The organism is Nitrogeniibacter mangrovi (assembly GCF_010983895.1).
Classification (GTDB): Bacteria; Pseudomonadota; Gammaproteobacteria; order Burkholderiales; family Rhodocyclaceae; genus Nitrogeniibacter; species Nitrogeniibacter mangrovi.
Genome location: NZ_CP048836.1, coordinates 2,487,485 through 2,503,218, shown reverse-complemented (window position 1 = coordinate 2,503,218; position 15,734 = coordinate 2,487,485). Strand labels below are relative to the sequence as shown.

Annotated in this window: 12 protein-coding genes; 8 read left to right on the top strand and 4 right to left on the bottom strand. The window is 68.4% G+C overall.

Going from position 1 to position 15,734, the window contains the following annotated elements:
* Nucleotides 1-141: 141 nt before the first annotated feature.
* Complete coding sequence (locus G3580_RS11505; protein WP_173765644.1) at nt 142-1,404, bottom strand: MFS transporter; 1,263 nt, start codon at nt 1,402-1,404, stop codon at nt 142-144.
* Nucleotides 1,405-1,510: 106 nt separating this feature from the next.
* Between G3580_RS11505 and G3580_RS11500 the strand changes: the two genes are divergently transcribed.
* Nucleotides 1,511-2,431: a LysR substrate-binding domain-containing protein gene (locus tag G3580_RS11500; RefSeq protein WP_173765642.1), complete on the top strand. Its 921-nt coding sequence runs from the start codon at nt 1,511-1,513 to the stop codon at nt 2,429-2,431.
* On the opposite strand, the gene G3580_RS11495 is transcribed toward G3580_RS11500, so the two are convergent.
* Nucleotides 2,391-3,677 (bottom strand): glycerate kinase type-2 family protein, encoded by a 1,287-nt coding sequence (locus G3580_RS11495; RefSeq protein WP_173765640.1) that lies wholly within the window; start codon nt 3,675-3,677, stop codon nt 2,391-2,393. The genes G3580_RS11500 and G3580_RS11495 overlap by 41 nt on opposite strands.
* 155 nt (nt 3,678-3,832) lie before the next feature.
* Here G3580_RS11495 and G3580_RS11490 point away from each other — a divergent pair, with 155 nt between their 5' ends.
* Both G3580_RS11490 and G3580_RS11485 read left to right on the top strand, forming a co-directional pair.
* A complete protein-coding gene (locus tag G3580_RS11490; RefSeq protein WP_173765638.1) occupies nt 3,833-4,213 on the top strand; it encodes an antitoxin Xre-like helix-turn-helix domain-containing protein in 381 nt (126 codons plus the stop codon).
* Complete coding sequence (locus G3580_RS11485) at nt 4,173-4,895, top strand: RES family NAD+ phosphorylase (protein ID WP_217424473.1); 723 nt, start codon at nt 4,173-4,175, stop codon at nt 4,893-4,895. The genes G3580_RS11490 and G3580_RS11485 overlap by 41 nt, the downstream gene beginning before the upstream one ends.
* A gap of 57 nt (nt 4,896-4,952) precedes the next feature.
* Here the strand turns inward: G3580_RS11485 and rho are convergent, their stop codons facing one another.
* Together rho and trxA are read right to left on the bottom strand one after the other, a co-directional pair.
* Nucleotides 4,953-6,212, bottom strand: coding sequence for a transcription termination factor Rho (rho, locus tag G3580_RS11480; RefSeq protein ID WP_173765636.1), 1,260 nt, complete (start codon nt 6,210-6,212; stop codon nt 4,953-4,955).
* Nucleotides 6,213-6,352: 140 nt separating this feature from the next.
* Nucleotides 6,353-6,679 (bottom strand): thioredoxin TrxA, encoded by a 327-nt coding sequence (trxA, locus tag G3580_RS11475; protein ID WP_173765634.1) that lies wholly within the window; start codon nt 6,677-6,679, stop codon nt 6,353-6,355.
* 264 nt (nt 6,680-6,943) lie between these two features.
* Here trxA and fdxA point away from each other — a divergent pair, with 264 nt between their 5' ends.
* The 5 genes from fdxA to G3580_RS11450 all read left to right on the top strand — a co-directional run bounded on the left by fdxA (nt 6,944) and on the right by G3580_RS11450 (nt 15,539).
* Nucleotides 6,944-7,267, top strand: coding sequence for a ferredoxin FdxA (fdxA, locus tag G3580_RS11470; protein ID WP_173765632.1), 324 nt, complete (start codon nt 6,944-6,946; stop codon nt 7,265-7,267).
* An 11-nt stretch (nt 7,268-7,278) separates the two neighbouring features.
* Nucleotides 7,279-9,951 carry a PD-(D/E)XK nuclease family protein gene (locus G3580_RS11465; protein WP_173765630.1) on the top strand — a complete coding sequence of 891 codons (2,673 nt, stop codon included), beginning with the start codon at nt 7,279-7,281 and terminating at the stop codon, nt 9,949-9,951.
* Nucleotides 9,941-13,171, top strand: a complete 3,231-nt coding sequence (locus G3580_RS11460) for a UvrD-helicase domain-containing protein (RefSeq protein WP_173765628.1) — start codon at nt 9,941-9,943, stop codon at nt 13,169-13,171. The genes G3580_RS11465 and G3580_RS11460 overlap by 11 nt, the downstream gene beginning before the upstream one ends.
* 101 nt (nt 13,172-13,272) lie before the next feature.
* Complete coding sequence (locus G3580_RS11455; RefSeq protein WP_173765626.1) at nt 13,273-13,722, top strand: CBS domain-containing protein; 450 nt, start codon at nt 13,273-13,275, stop codon at nt 13,720-13,722.
* 146 nt (nt 13,723-13,868) lie between these two features.
* On the top strand, nt 13,869-15,539 hold the full coding sequence (locus tag G3580_RS11450) for a long-chain-fatty-acid--CoA ligase (protein WP_173765624.1): 1,671 nt from the start codon (nt 13,869-13,871) through the stop codon (nt 15,537-15,539).
* Nucleotides 15,540-15,734: the final 195 nt, after the last annotated feature.

Here is a 15,734-nt window from a genome sequence, read left to right as displayed (position 1 = left end):
CCGAACAAAAACCCCGCCGGAATCGGCGGGGTTTTTGTTTTTTGTGGCTCCGGGGTGTGTTCGGCTGAGATTGGCCGCGGCAACGGGCTGCACCGGCAGTGCGCGTCGTCTGCGGTTGCCCGGCGCCCGCGAGGACGCATTTCAGCTGCGGCAGCCCGCCCCGAGCGCAGTGGCGGTGTTGCGGGTGGTGACGCTCTGTCCGACGCGCGGAATCCGGCGCAGGTGCATCGCCACGCCGAGGACGACGGCGCACAGACCCATCAGCACGCTTGCGACCGCCGCCCACTGGCCGGCATCCCAGGCCAGACCGACGGTCGAGCCGAGGATGCTGCTGCCCAGGTAGTAGCTCGACAGGTAGATCGCCGCCGCCAGCGCGCGGCGCGCGCCAGCGCGCCGTCCCACCCAGCCACTGCAGGTGGTGTGGGCTCCGAAGTACCCCAGCGTGAACAGGGCGACGCCGGCGATGAGTGCGGGGAGCCAGCTCAGCCAGGTCAGACCGACACCGGCGAGCATCAGGCACACCATCATCCACAGCACGTTGCGCCGGCCGATCCGGTCGGCCAGCTGGCCGGCCCAGGCCGATGCCCAGGTGCCCACCAGATAGAGCAGGAAGATGCCGCCGATGGCGGTCTGGCCGAGGGAAAAGGGGGGCGCGACGAGCCGGAAGGTGAGGAAGTTGTAGAGCGCGACGAAGGCGCCCATGAGCAGGAACGCGCACAGGAACAGCCACGGCAGGCCCGCGTCGGAGAACAGCGCGGCGGCGTCTCGGCCCACCGCCTGGAGGCGGATGCTGCGGCGCCTGAAATGGCGCGAGGCGGGCAGGGCGAAGAAGAAGGCAAAGGCTGCGGCGGCGCCGACGACCCCGATCACGAACAGGGCGACGCGCCAGTTGCTCAGGTCGGTGATGGCGGCGGCCATGAAGCGGCCGCTCATGCCGCCGAAGGCGTTGCCCGCGATGTACAGCCCCATGGCCCGCCCCTGGGCGCTGGGCGCGATCTCCTCGCCCAGGTAGGCCATCGCCGCGGCGGGCAGGCCCGCCAGGGTGACGCCGAGCAGGGCCCGGAGCAGGAGCAGTTCGTCGAAGCTGCGGGCGAAGGCGCAGGTCATGGCCAGCATCGCGGCCAGCGCCAGCGCGATGCGCATCAGGGCGAGCCGGCCGAAGCGGTCGGAGAGCAGGCTGGCGGGAATCAGCGCCAGGGCGAGGGCGCCGGTGCCGTAGGACACGCTCAGGCTCGCATGCGTCGGGGACACGGCGAAGGTCTCGGCCAGCAGGGGCAGCAGGGGCTGGGTGCCGTACAGCATGGCGAAGCAGGCGAAGCCGCCCAGGAAGACCGCGAAATTGGCACGGCGATAGGCGGGGGTGCCGGCTTCGAGCTGATCGGGCGGGAGCGTGTGGTCTTGCATGCGTCTTCCTGGTGAAGCGGACAGCGGAGGATGTGTCGATGCTAGACCGGTGCTTTTATTTCGTCCAATATATGATTTGTTTTTCAATGATATATATAAAGTATCAATGGAATTTCGTCATCTGCGCTATTTCGTCGCCGTCGCCGAGGAACTGAGCTTCACGCGCGCCGCCGAGCGCCTGCACATCGCGCAGCCGCCCCTGTCGATGCAGATCCGGGCGCTCGAGGAAGAACTCGGGGTGACGCTCTTCGCGCGCACCCGGCGCAAGGTGGCGCTGACCGCCAGCGGCGAGACGTTTCTGGTTCGGGCGCGGCAGCTGCTGGCCGATGCCGACCAGGCCCGGGACGAGGTGCTCGGCGCCGCACGGGGCGAGCTCGGGCGCTTGCGCGTGGCCTTCACGTCGTCCTTGCCGTACAGCCCGGTGTTCAGCGATGTGATCCGTGCCTACCGCGACGCCTACCCCGGCGTCGATCTGCAGCTGCAGGAACTGTTCAGCGACCGTCAGTTCGAGGCGCTGCGCGAGGGGCGCCTGGATGTCGGCCTGGTGCGCATTCCGGCCAGCCATGCCCCCAAGGGCATCGTCCTGCGCGAGATCTGGCGCGACCCGGTGATCGTGGTGATGCCGGCCGCGCACCCGCTGGCGCAGGGGGCCGGGGTGCACCTGCACGAGCTGCGCAACGCAGCCTTCATCACCTTCCCGGCCGACGGCGGCACCGGTCTGCCCCTGTTGCTTGCCCAGCTGTCGCGGGCCGCCGGATTCGAGCCCCGGGTGGTCCAGGTGGCGCGGGAGGCGACGACGCAGATCGCGCTGGTGGCCGCCGGCGTGGGCCTGGCCTTGCTGCCCGCGCAGCTGGAGAACGTGCGTCTGGCGGGGGTGCGTTACCTGCCGGTGCGCGATGCCGGCGCCAGCGTGCCGTTGTCGGTGGCCATGCCCACCGGGCGGGAAGTGCCGGTGGTGGACCGGTTCCTGGCGCTGCTGGAGACGATCACGCGGGGGTATCGATCAGCACCGCCCGGAAATCGTTGACGTTGGTGAGCGTCGGCCCGGTCACGACACTGTCGCCCAGGGTCTGGAACAGGGCGTGACCATCGTTGTTGTCGAGCACGGCCTGCAATGCCAGTCCGTGATCCAGGGCGCGCGCTTCGGTCCCCGGATCGATGATCGCGCCGGCGAAATCGGCCATGCCGTCGATGCCGTCGGTGTCGGCCGCCAGGGCGTGGATGTGTGCATGACCGTGCAGGCACAGGGCGAGCGCGGTGAGGAATTCGACGTTACGCCCGCCGGTGCCGCTGCCGCGCACCGTGACCGTGGTCTCGCCACCCGAGAGCAGCACGCAGGGCGGGGCGAAGGGTTGGCCCCGATCGGCCACCTGGCGGGCGATCGCACCGACCACCGCGGCCACGTCGCGTGCTTCGCCCTCGATGGCGTCCGACAGGATATGGGCGCGCAGCCCGGTCGCTTCGGCGGTGTGTGCCGCGGCCTCCAGGGCCATCTGCGGGGTGGCGAGAAAGGCGACCTGGTGAGCATCGAATCGCGGATCGCCGGGCTTGGGCGTCTCCCCGGTGCCGCCGACGAGCAACTCGCCCACCGCTTCGGGGATATCGATGCCGTAGCGTTGCAGGATGGTGAGCGCGTCTTCGCAGGTGCTCGGGTCGGGCAGGGTGGGGCCCGAGGCGACCACGGCGGGATCGTCGCCGGGGACATCGGAGATCAGCCAGGTGACCAGGCGGGCCGGGCCGCAGGCCAGCGCCAGCCGGCCGCCCTTGAGGGCGGACAGGTGTTTGCGCACGCAGTTGATCTCGCGGATCGACGCGCCGCTGCGCAGCAGGGCGCGGTTCAACTGCTGTTTCTCTTCCAGGAGGATGCCCGGCGCGGGCAGCGTGAGCAGTGCCGAGCCGCCGCCGGAGATGAGCGCGAGGACGAGGTCGTCCTCGGTCAGATCGTGAACGGTCTCCTGCATGAGCCGGCGTGCGGCGTTGTAGCCGCGGGCGTCCGGCACCGGATGGGCTGCCTCGACGATCTCCACATGCTCGCAGGGCACCGCATGGCCGTCCCGGGTCACGACCAGGCCGCTCATGCGTTCGCCCAGATGCGACCAGTGCTGCTCCACCGCGCGCGCCATGGCCGCCGATGCCTTGCCCGCGCCGATGACGACCAGGCGGCCGCGAGGCGGTTCGAGGCCATCGAGCGCAGCCGGGATGATGCGTGCCGGGTCCGCGGCGGCCAGCGCAGCGTCGAACATCGCGGTCAGCGTCGTGCGGGCGTCTCGCATCGGGCCTCTCCCTTGCCGGATTTGTCGATATTGCATCATCGGTCAGGCTCGCGGGGTATGAATACTCGTAATCACCCTGACAAATCGCCGCCGGTTTGTTTCCTTGGAAAAGTTGTCGTATGATTTGTTCTATGGAAATGAAAAGGGAGGCGTGAATGGTGGCCGCTGTCGAATCCGTGGCATCCCAAGCCGACGCCAGACAGGTGTTGAGCAAGGCCGTCGCCCGCGCGGCGGAACGTCTCGGGATCAGCCGCACCGTGTTCGGGCGGGTGCTCGGGATCAGCCCGGCGACCGTGTCACGCCTGCACGGGGGCGCCTATGTGCTCGATCCGGCGCGCAAGGAATGGGAGTTCGCCCTGTTGCTGGTGCGCGCGTTCCGCTCGCTCGACTCCATCGTCGGGGAGGAGGGCACGGCGCGCAAGTGGATGGCCAGCGACAACCGTGCGTTGGGTGGCCGCCCCATCGATCTGATTGTCTCTGCCGAAGGACTGGTGCGTGTCGTTCAGTACCTGGACGCCTCCCGCGGTATCGTCTGAGGCGCGTCGCTGGGCGGGCGTGGTGTGGCGCATGGTGGAGGCCCAGCATGTGGCCTCGACCATGAAGATCGTCGACTCGCCGGCCGAGCAGGACGTGCTCGAAGCCCTGCTCGATGGTGCCAAGCCGGCCCTGCCGCCGGAGGCCGAGCCGCTCGACTACCTGCTTGCGACGCCGTTTCGCTATCCGCCGCTGCCCGGCGGCTCGCGCTTTCGGTCGGGTATCGACCCGGGGGTGTTCTACGGGGCCGACACGGTGGCGACGGCCGGGGCCGAACTCGGCTACTGGCGCTGGCGATTCCTGCACGACGCGGTCGATCTCGAGCGGCTCGAGCCGGTGCCGCACACCGCCTTCGGTGCGGAGGTGGCGACGACGACGGTGGATGTGCGTTGCGCCCCGTTCGATCGCGATGCCGAGGCCTGGACGCACCCGACCGATTACCGCCATACCCAGGCCTTCGCCCGCGTCGCGCGCTCGGCGCGGGTCGGCGGCATCCTCTATCGGTCGGTGCGCAGTGCCGTGCCGGCCTGGTGCCTGGCCCTGCTGACGCCGGCCGGGTTCGCCCACCGCAAGCCCTTGGCGGCGACCCAGACCTGGTGGCTGGCGGTCAGCGTCGACGGCGTGCAGTGGCGGCGTGATGCCGAGTCGATGACCTTTGCCGCAGACGCCTGGCGGACCCCGTGAGCCGGACAACGAAAACGCCACCCGAAGGTGGCGTTTTCGTGGGCAGACGAGTGCGGGTCATCCCCGACGCATGGCGTCGAAGAATTCGCCGTTGCTCTTGGTCTGCTTGATCTTGTCGAGCAGGAATTCCATCGCGTCGATATCGTCCATGCCGTAGAGCAGCTTGCGCAGGATCCACATCTTCTGCAGCACGTCCGGTGCCATGAGCATCTCTTCGCGACGGGTGCCGGAGCGATTGACGTTGATGGCGGGGTACACCCGCTTCTCCGCCATGCGCCGGTCCAGGTGCAGTTCCATGTTGCCGGTGCCCTTGAACTCCTCGTAGATCACATCATCCATGCGGCTGCCGGTGTCGATCAGCGCGGTGGCGATGATGGTCAGCGAGCCGCCTTCCTCGATGTTGCGGGCAGCGCCGAAGAAGCGCTTGGGCTTTTGCAGCGCGTTGGCATCCACACCCCCGGTGAGCACCTTGCCGGAGGCCGGCACCACGGTGTTGTAGGCGCGCGCCAGACGGGTCAGGGAGTCGAGCAGGATAACCACGTCCTTCTTGTGCTCGACCAGGCGTTTGGCCTTCTCGATCACCATCTCGGCGACCTGCACATGGCGGGCGGCCGGTTCGTCGAAGGTGGAGGCCACGACCTCGCCTTTGACCGAACGCTGCATCTCGGTCACTTCTTCCGGGCGCTCGTCGATGAGCAGCACGATGAGGGAGACGTCGGGATGGTTGGCGGTGATGGCGTGGGCGATGTTCTGCAGCATCACCGTCTTGCCGGTCTTGGGCGGGGCTACCAGCAGGCCGCGCTGGCCCTTGCCGATGGGAGCGATCATGTCGATGACGCGGGAGGTGATGTTCTCGCCGCCCTTCATGTCGCGCTCGAGCGTCAGGCACTCGGTGGGGTGCAGCGGGGTGAGGTTCTCGAACAGGATCTTGTGCTTGCACGCCTCGGGCGGCTCGTGGTTGATCTTGTCCACCTTCACCATGGCGAAGTAGCGCTCCCCGTCCTTGGGGGTGCGGATCTCGCCTTCGATGGTGTCGCCGGTGTGCAGGTTGAAACGGCGGATCTGCGAGGGCGACACGTAGATGTCGTCGGTTCCGGCCAGGTAGGAGGCCTCCGGCGAGCGCAGGAAGCCGAAGCCGTCCGGCAGCACCTCGAGCACGCCATCCCCGAAAATCGGTTCGCCTTTCTTGGCGCGATTCTTCAGCAGTGCGAAAACGAGTTCCTGCTTACGCAGCCGGTTCGCACCGTCAATACTGTTCTCCTGCGCCATTTCCAGCAATTGGCTGACGTGGAGATTCTTGAGCTCCGATAGTTGCATGATTTTCTACAGATGTGGGGATTGCAGGCCGGTCGTGGCCAGAAGGTCGTGCGGGTGGGATTTTTTCGACCGCGACGCCGGAGGATCAGGGCGGAGGGCCCGCGGGGCGTCGCGGTTAATGGAAGCGGATTGTGGGCCGATCAGAGGTTGCTGTCAATGAATGCGGTCAGTTGCGACTTGGACAGGGCGCCGACCTTGGTGGCCTCGACGTTGCCGCCCTTGAACAGCATGAGGGTCGGGATGCCACGAATGCCGAACTTGGCCGGGGTGTCCTGGTTCTCGTCGATGTTCAGTTTGGCAACTTTCAGCTTGCCTTCGTATTCCTTGGCCACTTCGTCCAGGATCGGCGCAATCATCTTGCAGGGGCCGCACCATTCTGCCCAGTAGTCCAGCAGCACCGGGGTTTGGGATTGCAGCACCTCGGCTTCGAACGTGCCGTCGGTGACGTAATGGATATGCTCGCTCATGATTCCTCGCGTCAGGGGTAATGAGAGTAGATGGTATCGGGGATTGGCCGGACGCGGCCGAATGTGTCGGGGAAACCGGTGGTTTTACCCTGTTATCCAGCGAACTTATGTCAAGGCGCCGCGAACGTCAAGCAAACGCGCCTGCCGGCACGCTTCACGGCGCTCCCGGCGGGGCCTCAGTCGCGCTATAGTCTGCCTACACGTGCTGCATGCGGCGAACGTCGGCGCATGCAGCACCGAAGCGATAAATGGAGAGATGATCCAATGACCTACGTGGTGACCGAAGCCTGTGTCAAATGCAAATACACCGACTGCGTCGATGTCTGTCCGGTGGATTGCTTTCACGAGGGCCCCAACTTTCTCGTCATCGACCCGGAGGAGTGCATCGACTGCACCCTGTGCGTGGCCGAGTGTCCGGTCGAGGCGATCTATGCCGAGGACGACGTGCCGGACGATCAACAGGATTTCATCGCCCTCAATGCCGAGCTGGCCGCCCAGTGGAAAGTCATCATCGAGCGCAAGGACGCGCTGCCCGATGCGGATGAGTGGGCCAAGGTGAAGGACAAGAAGCACCTGCTCGAACGCTGAACGGCGCCGCCATGGGGGGCGTGCAGTTCCACCGCATCGCACCCGGTGCGGGTTTTGTCGACACCTGCGCGCAGACCCTGCTGGCGGCCGCCCGGTCGCGCGACCTGACCGCCTGGCGGGTGGTCGTACCCAACCTCATGATCGCGCCGGCGCTCAAGCAGGCGCTGGTGCGCATGGCCGGCGGTGCGCTGCTGCTCCCGCCGGTCGAGACCCTGCAGGTGCATCTGGCGCCCTGGGCCGACGCGTTCGCGCCCATGGCCGAGCACCGGCGGCGCTTCGCGCTGTACCGCCAACTGCGTGACAAGCGCTGGTTCGCGCAAGGCAACCTGTGGGCGCTGTGCGCCGAATTCATTGCGCTGTTCGACGAACTGACCGAACACGGCGCCGGCCTGCCGCAGGACGCGCAGGCCCTGGCCGACCAGCTGGCGCGGGCCTATGCGGCACGCGATGACGACGCGCTGCGTTTCGAGGCCCGCGTGGTGCATGCCCTGTGGCTGGCCGAGAGCGTGGGGGCGCCGTCGCTGGTGGCCGCGCGCCTGCTGGGCGCGGCACGGTGGACGGCGAGCGCCCCGGCGCCGTTGCTGGTCATCGCCGAAGGGCCGCTGGCGGCGCCGTGGCAGGCGTGGCTCGAAGCGCATGCCGAGCGTGCGCCGGTGATGCTCTGCCAGGCGGACCGATCGGGGGCGGACGATCCGGTGCTGCAGTGCCTCGAGGCGACCTGGCCCACCGATCCGGCACGCTCGATGCTGCCGCTCAAGTCCCGCCTGAGCGACCTGTCGGTCGATACGCCCTTGGTCGGGCGCATCGCCATGCGCTCGGCCGACAGCCTCGAGCAGGAAGCCCACGCGGTGGTGAATGAAGTGCATCGTGCCCTCGTGGCGGGGGCCCAGTCCGTCGCCCTGGTGGCGGTGGACCGGGTGGTCGCGCGTCGCGCGCGGGCGCTGCTCGAGCGCGACGGCATCCTGGTGGCCGACGAATCCGGCTGGAAACTGTCCACCACCCGGGCGGCGGCCCTGGTGGACGCCTGCTTCAAGGTATTCCACCACGACGGCTATCACCGCGACGTGCTCGATCTGGCCAAGTCGCCGTTCGTGCTCTCCGATCTGGATGATGCCGTGCGCGAGGAGGCCGTGCTCGCGCTGGAGCAGGCCATCGGTGCGCACAACCATGTGCTCGGGCTCGACGCCCTGGCGGCGCTGCAGGCCAATCATCCCCCCATGGCGCCGCTGCTCGAACGCCTGCTCGCCGCGCGCGCCGCTTTTTCCACTCAGCCGGGCACGCCACGGCATTGGCTGCAACGGATCGCGGCCATGCTCGACGCCTTGGGGGCAACGAGCGCGCTGGCGCAGGATGCGGCCGGTCAGGTGCTGCTCGACTGGCTGGAGGCGCGCGCCCTGGAGTTGCAGGGCGAAGCCTGCGAACTGGATTTCGACGAATGGCGCGCCTGGTTCGAGAATGGGCTCGACGAGGCCTTGTTCCGCGACCGCAGCATCCGTTCGCCAGTGATCCTGACCCACCTGCCCGCCTGCCGCCTGCGCGGTTTCGACGTGGCCATCGTCGTGGGGGCGGACGATGCGCAGCTGCAGGCGGACGATGCGCGCCCGATCTTTGCGCATGAAGGCGTGCGCCTCGACCTCGGCCTGCCGGGTCGGCCCTCCGGCATCCGCCGCTTGCGTGACGATCTGGCGGGGCTGATCGCCGGCTGCGGCCGGGTGGTGTTTACCTGGCAGCGCCTGCGCGAGGGCGAGCCCAATGCCCTGGCCGCCGACCTCGATCTGCTGGATCTGGCGCACCGGATGCATTTCGGCACCGCGCTGGTGGCGCCGGCGGCCCCGGTGCCGATGCCGGCGCGGGCGCCGCTGGGCACGCCGGTGCCGGCGCCGACGATGCCGGCCGACCTGCGCCCGGCGCGGATCACCGCCTATGGCTACGAGGCCCTCGTGCGTTGCCCGTATCAGTATTTCGTGCGCTTCGTGCTCGGGCTCGACGGCGTCGAGACGGTGCAGGAGGCGATGGAGAAGCGCGACTACGGCCAGTTCGTCCATGTCGTGCTCGACCGCTTCCACCAGCAGTATCCGGTGGTGACCGGCGAGGACGATGCGCGCATGCTCGCGGTGCTCGAGACATTGAGCCAGGAGGCCTTCGAGGCTGCCGGCCGACGCGGGTTTCTGGAGCGTGCCTGGCTGTTGCGCTGGTGCGAGCGCCTGCCCGACTACCTGGCCTGGCAGCGTGGGCGCGAGGCCGAGGGGTGGCGCTACGCGGTCGGCGAGCACGCGGTGACGCGGCCGTTGCCGCTGGATGACGGCGGTCCGCTCACGCTCAGTGGCCGCCTGGACCGGGTGGACCGCCAGGGTGGGCAGATGGCGGTGCTCGACTACAAGACACGGGATCTGGACCGCTTGCGCAAGCAGGCAAACGATCCGGAGGATGTGCAGCTGGCCGTCTACGCGGCCTTGATGGGCGAGAGCGTCACCCAGGCCGCCTATGTGTCGCTCGACGGCGATCGGCTCGGGGCGGCCGCCGTGGCCGACCCGGCCGCCCACGCCACGGCCCACCTGGCGCGCCTGAGCGGCCTGTTCGAGCGCCTGGGGCAGGGCGCGGGCATGGTCGCCAACGGCGTCGGCAGTGCTTGCGACTGGTGCGAGGTGCGCGGCGTGTGCCGCAAGGATCATCATGCGCGCTGAGGATTTCGTTTCCACTGCGCTCGACCCGGCGCGCAGCGTGGTGGTCGAGGCCTGCGCCGGCAGCGGCAAGACCTGGCTGCTGGTCTCGCGCATGCTGCGCATCCTGCTCGCCGGAGCACGCCCGGGCGACATCCTGGCGATCACCTACACCCGCAAGGCGGCGCGCGAGATCGGCCAGCGCCTGCGCGACTGGCTGCGCGAGCTGGCCAGCGCCGACGACGCCACGGCCGTGGCCTTCCTGATGGAGCGCGGTCTGGACGAAGCGGCCGCCCGCGCCGCGCTGCCGGCGGCGCGTGGCCTCATCGAGCGGGTCGAGCAGGCCAGCCCGGGCATGACCATCACCACCTTCCATGGCTGGTTCACCCGCATTCTCAACGGCGCGACGTTGAGCTCGGGTATGGCCGGCTATGCGCTCGCCGATGCCGAGCGTCCGCTGATGGACGAGGCCTGGGCCATGCTTTCGCGCCGTTGCGAGCTCGAACCCGATGGCCCCGAGGCGCAGGCGCTGACCGCGCTGTTCGGCGGCTTCGGCATGCTCAACACCCGCGCGCTGCTCGAGCAGTTCGTGGCGCGCCGGGCCGAATGGTCGGTGTTCGCGGCGGGCGAGCCGCTCGACACGGTGATCGCCCGGATCGGCGACGCCCTGGGCGCGACCAGCGACGAGCATGCGCTGGCCCACTTTTTTGCCGCGCCAGCGCTCGACGACAAGCTGCACGCCTACGCGGCGCTGCTCGGGCGCAATACCGCCAAGGACGAGACCCTGGCGACACGCTTGATCGACGCCTTGGCGCTGACCGACGACGGGGCACGCTTCGAGGCGCTGGTGCCGGTCATGCTCACCACCGAGGGGCAGCCGCGTGCCCGCAAGCCGGCCGCCGCGCAGGCCAAACGCCTCGGCGAGGCCGGGGAGGCCGAGCTGCTGGCGCTGCATGCCGAACTGTGCGAACGCGTCCAGGCCTGCCTCGACGCGCGTACCGAGGTGCGCGTCATGGCCTTCAACGCGGCGGGCTTGCGGGCCGGGTGCGCGCTGCTCGAGGCATTCGAGGCGCTCAAGCGCACGCGCCGGGTCATGGACTTCGCCGATCTGGAAATCCATGTGGACCGGCTGCTCACCGACGAGGCGCAGGGACCGTATCTGCAGGCCCGGCTCGATGCGCGCTACCGGCACATCCTGCTCGACGAATTCCAGGACACCAACCCGGTGCAGTGGCGCATCCTGCTGGCCTGGCTGGGCGCCTACGACGCCGACGCCTGGCGTCCGTCGATGTTCCTGGTCGGGGATCCGAAACAGTCCATCTACCGCTTTCGCCGCGCCGACGCGCGCATCTTCCAGCACGCTGCGCACTGGCTGGGCGAGCGCTTCGATGCGGTGCGCCTGCCCAATGACCAGACCTGGCGCAACGCGCCACCCATCGTGGACGTGGTCAATGCGGTGTTCGCCGACGCGCCCGAATTCGTCGGCTTCTCGGCGCAGACGGCGCGGCGCGCCACGCGGCCCGGCCAGGTGCTGCTGGCGCCGCTGGTGGAGGCGCCGTCGGCGGTGGTCGACCACGCGGCGCCGGGGGGCTTGCGCGACCCGCTCACCACGCCGGCGCCGGTGGCCGAATCGCTGGCGCGCAGCGAGGAGGCCGGGGTCATGGTCGCCCAGCTGCAGGCGTGGTTCGGGCGGCTGATGGTGGGCGAGGGCGAGGCGCGCCGGCCCATGCACTGGGGTGACGTGCTCATCCTCACCCGCAAGCGCGGCATCCTGCCCGAGTACGAGCGTGCCCTGCGGGAGGCCGGCGTGCCCTATGTGAGCGTCAGCCGCGGCCAGTTGCTGACCACGCTGGAGGCGGCCGATCTGGGCGCCTTGCTCGAGTTCCTGGTCGCGCCGGGCAACGATCTGGCGCTGGCGCATGTGCTGCGCACCCCCGTGTTCGCGGCCTCGGACGAACTGCTCATCGACATCGCGCGGCATGGTGACGGGCACTGGTGGCAGCGGCTGCGGCGGCTGGCCGCCTCGCCGTCGATCCATGCGCCGGATGCCCGGCGCGCGGTGGCGTGGCTGGGCAACTGGATGCAGCTGGCGCGGCGCCTGCCGGTGCACGACCTGCTCGACCACATCTATCACGAGGCCGACGTGCCCGGCGCCTATCAGGCCCGGGTGCCGCCGGCCATGTGGCCCGGCGTGTGCGCGAACCTGGAGGCCTTCCTGGCCCTGGCGCTGAACGTGGATGGCGGCCGCTTCCCCAGCCTGCCGCGCTTCGTCGATGAACTGCGCCGCCTCGGCAGCGCGGGCGACGAGGAGGCCCCCGACGAAGGCACGCTGGCCGAGAGCGGTGGCGAGGGGCGGGTACGCATCATGACCATCCACGGCGCCAAGGGCCTGGAGGCGCCGGTGGTGTGGATGATCGATGCCAACAACACCCGGCAGCAGCCCGACAACTACCAGCCGGTGATGGACTGGCCGGTGGGCGCGCCGGCGCCGACACACTTCTCCCTGCATGCCACCAAGGCACTGCGGGGTCGTGCCCGGGCCCATGTGTTCGAGGCCGACGAGGCCGCCGCACGGCGCGAGGCGCTCAATCTGCTCTACGTTGCCATCACCCGGGCGGAACAATGCTTCGTCGCCAGCGGCAGTGTCGGCAATGGCAAGCAGTTGTCGGACTACGGGCGCATCGCGCAGGCACTCGAACGGCTCGGCAGCCCCGACGGTCATGGTGCGATGGAAGTGTGCGCGGCGCCGGCGGCGTGCGTGGCGGCGCCGGTGTCGCCCGAATCGGTGCCACCGTGCGCCGCGCCGGTGGGCACGCGTGTCGAGGTCGCCGACGACGCCGAGGGGCGCGCGTTCGGCACCGCCATGCATGCGCTCATCGAGGCGCGCACGACGCCGGGGGCCGTGGCGCCGACGTCGGTGCCGGCCGCGATCCGGGCGGCGGCCGACGCGATCCTCGGCGCCCCCGACCTGCAGCGCTTCTTCGATCCGGCCCACTTCGAGAGCGCCTACAACGAGGTGGAAATCGTTCGCACCGATGGTCGGCTCGGGCGCATTGACCGGTTGGTGGTGTTCGCCGACGAGGTGTGGGTGCTCGACTACAAGAGCGGTCAGGCGGACGCGGCGCAGCTGGCGGGCTACCGGGAGCAGTTGCGCTCCTACGCCACGGCTCTCGACGGCCTGTTCGGCGCGCGCCCGGTGCGCGGCCTGCTGGTGTTCCCCGACGGGACGCGCCAGCCCTTGTGAGCGGGGTCGCCGGGCCGGCTTTTCCCCCGCGCCGCAATCGACTACCATCGACACGACAGCACGCGCCCGGGCGCGTTCAGAACAAGGACAAGAGGTAGATCATGCAGGTGAGCGAAATTCTCGCGATCAAGGGCAAGGTGCTCTACACGATCGCGCCGACCCGGAGCCTGTCCGAGGCGGTGGCCATCATGACCGAGCAGGACGTCGGCTCGCTGGTGGTGTTCGAGCACGGCAAGATGGTGGGCATGCTCACGTTCCGCGAAGTGCTCATGGCGGTGCATGTGGCCGGCGCCGAATGGCAGCAGAAGACCATTGCCGACGCGATGATGCGCGATCCGCTCACGGCGGGCGCCAACATGGAAATGGACGAGTTGCGCCGCCACATGGTGACGCATCACCAGCGCTACATGCCGGTGATGGACGATGACACCCTGCTGGGGGTGATCTCCTTCCACGATGTGGCCAAGGCGGTGCTCGAGGAGCAGAGCTTCGAGAACCGCATGCTGAAAAACTATATCCGCAACTGGCCGGCCGAAGCCGACGACGCCTGATTGCGAAAACCGGATGCCGCGTGGTGCCGCAGGGGGGCGCCGCGCGGTGGTCGTTGGATGGTGGCCGCCCTTGGTGGCCGGATGCCTTGGGAGGGCGGGCCCGATCCGATCGGGTGACAATCCGACGCTACCGACGAGGAGACAACATGGAAAAGCTGTGGCTGAAAAGCTACCCCCCTGGCGTGCCGGCCGAGATCGACGTGGATGCCTATCGATCCATCGGCGACATGTTCGAGCAAAGCTGCCGGCAGTTCGGCGATCGCGAGGCCTATGTCAACATGGGCAAGGCGATCACCTATGGCGAGCTCGATCGCCTCTCGGCGCATTTCGGCGCCTATCTCCAGCATGAACTGAAGCTGCCGCGGGGCGCGCGCGTCGCGCTCATGATGCCCAACCTGCTGCAATACCCCATCGCCATGTACGGGGCGCTGCGGGCCGGCTACACGGTGGTCAACTGCAACCCGCTGTACACCTCGCGCGAGCTCGAACACCAGCTCACCGACGCCGGTGCCGAGGCCATCGTCATCGTCGAGAACTTCGCCCACACCCTGCAGCACGCCTTGCCGCACTCGGGCGTCAAACACGTGATCGTCACCGAGCTGGGCGACATGCTGGGCGCACTCAAGGGCACGCTGGTCAACTTGGTGGTCAAGCATGTCAAGAAGATGGTGCCGGCCTGGTCGCTGCCCGGCCATGTTCGCTTCAAGGCGACGCTCGCGGCCGGGGCGCGCCATGCGCTGACGCCGGTGGATGTGGGCCATGACGATATCGCCTATCTGCAATACACCGGCGGCACCACCGGGGTGGCCAAGGGGGCGGTGCTCACCCACCGCAACATCATCGCCAACCTGCAGCAGGCCCACGCCTGGATCAAGCCCTTCCTGAGCGACGGTGGCGAAATCATCATCACCGCGCTGCCGCTCTATCACATCTTCTCGCTCACCGCGAACTGCCTGACCTTCTTCAAGATCGGCGCCACCAACGTACTGATCACTAATCCACGCGATATCCCCGGCTTCGTCAAGGAACTGGCCAAGGTCCGGTTTACCGCCATCACCGGGGTCAACACCCTGTTCAACGCGCTGCTCCATCATCCGGATTTCGCCGGCCTGGATTTCTCCCGCCTGCACATCACCCTCGGCGGCGGCATGGCCGTGCAGCAGGCGGTGGCGGAGCGCTGGCTGGCGGTAACAGGAAAGCCGCTGATCGAAGCCTACGGGCTCACCGAGACGTCGCCGGCGGTGACCATCAATCCGCTCGACCTCACCGAATTCAATCACGCCATCGGCCTGCCGGTGCCCTCGACCGAGATCAGCATTCGTGACGAAGAGGGGCGTGAAGTGGCGATCGGCAAACCCGGCGAGTTGTGCGTCAAGGGGCCGCAGGTGATGCGTGGTTACTGGCACCGCGACGAGGAGACCGCGCGGGTGATGACTGCCGACGGCTACCTGCGCACCGGCGACATCGCCACCGTGGACGAGGCTGGGTTCGTGCGCATCGTCGACCGCAAGAAGGACATGATTCTGGTCTCCGGTTTCAACGTCTATCCCAACGAGGTCGAAGATGTGGTGGCGGCCCATCCGGGGGTGCTCGAGGTCGCGGCCGTCGGCGTGCCCAGCGAGCACAGCGGCGAAGCGGTGAAGATCTTCGTGGTGCGCAAGGACAAGGCGCTCACCCAGGAGGCGCTCGTCGCCTACTGCCGGGAGAACCTCACCGGCTACAAGGTGCCGCACCTGGTGGAGTTCCGCGACGAGTTGCCCAAGACCAACGTGGGCAAGATCCTGCGCCGCGCCCTGCGTGACGAGTCGCCCGCCTGATGCGGCGTGGATCACGTTGTGGCGCGCTTTGCCGGTGATCGTGCCGTGGCGGTCCTTGCGTTTTCGGGTCAATCGTGGTTTCATCGCCGGGTTGATTTGATTGACTGACTGGAACCGCATCTTCATGCGCCGAATTTTCGCCCTCGCCATTGACGTCGTCGTAGTACGCGTAGTCAGCGTAGGCATCGGCGCGTC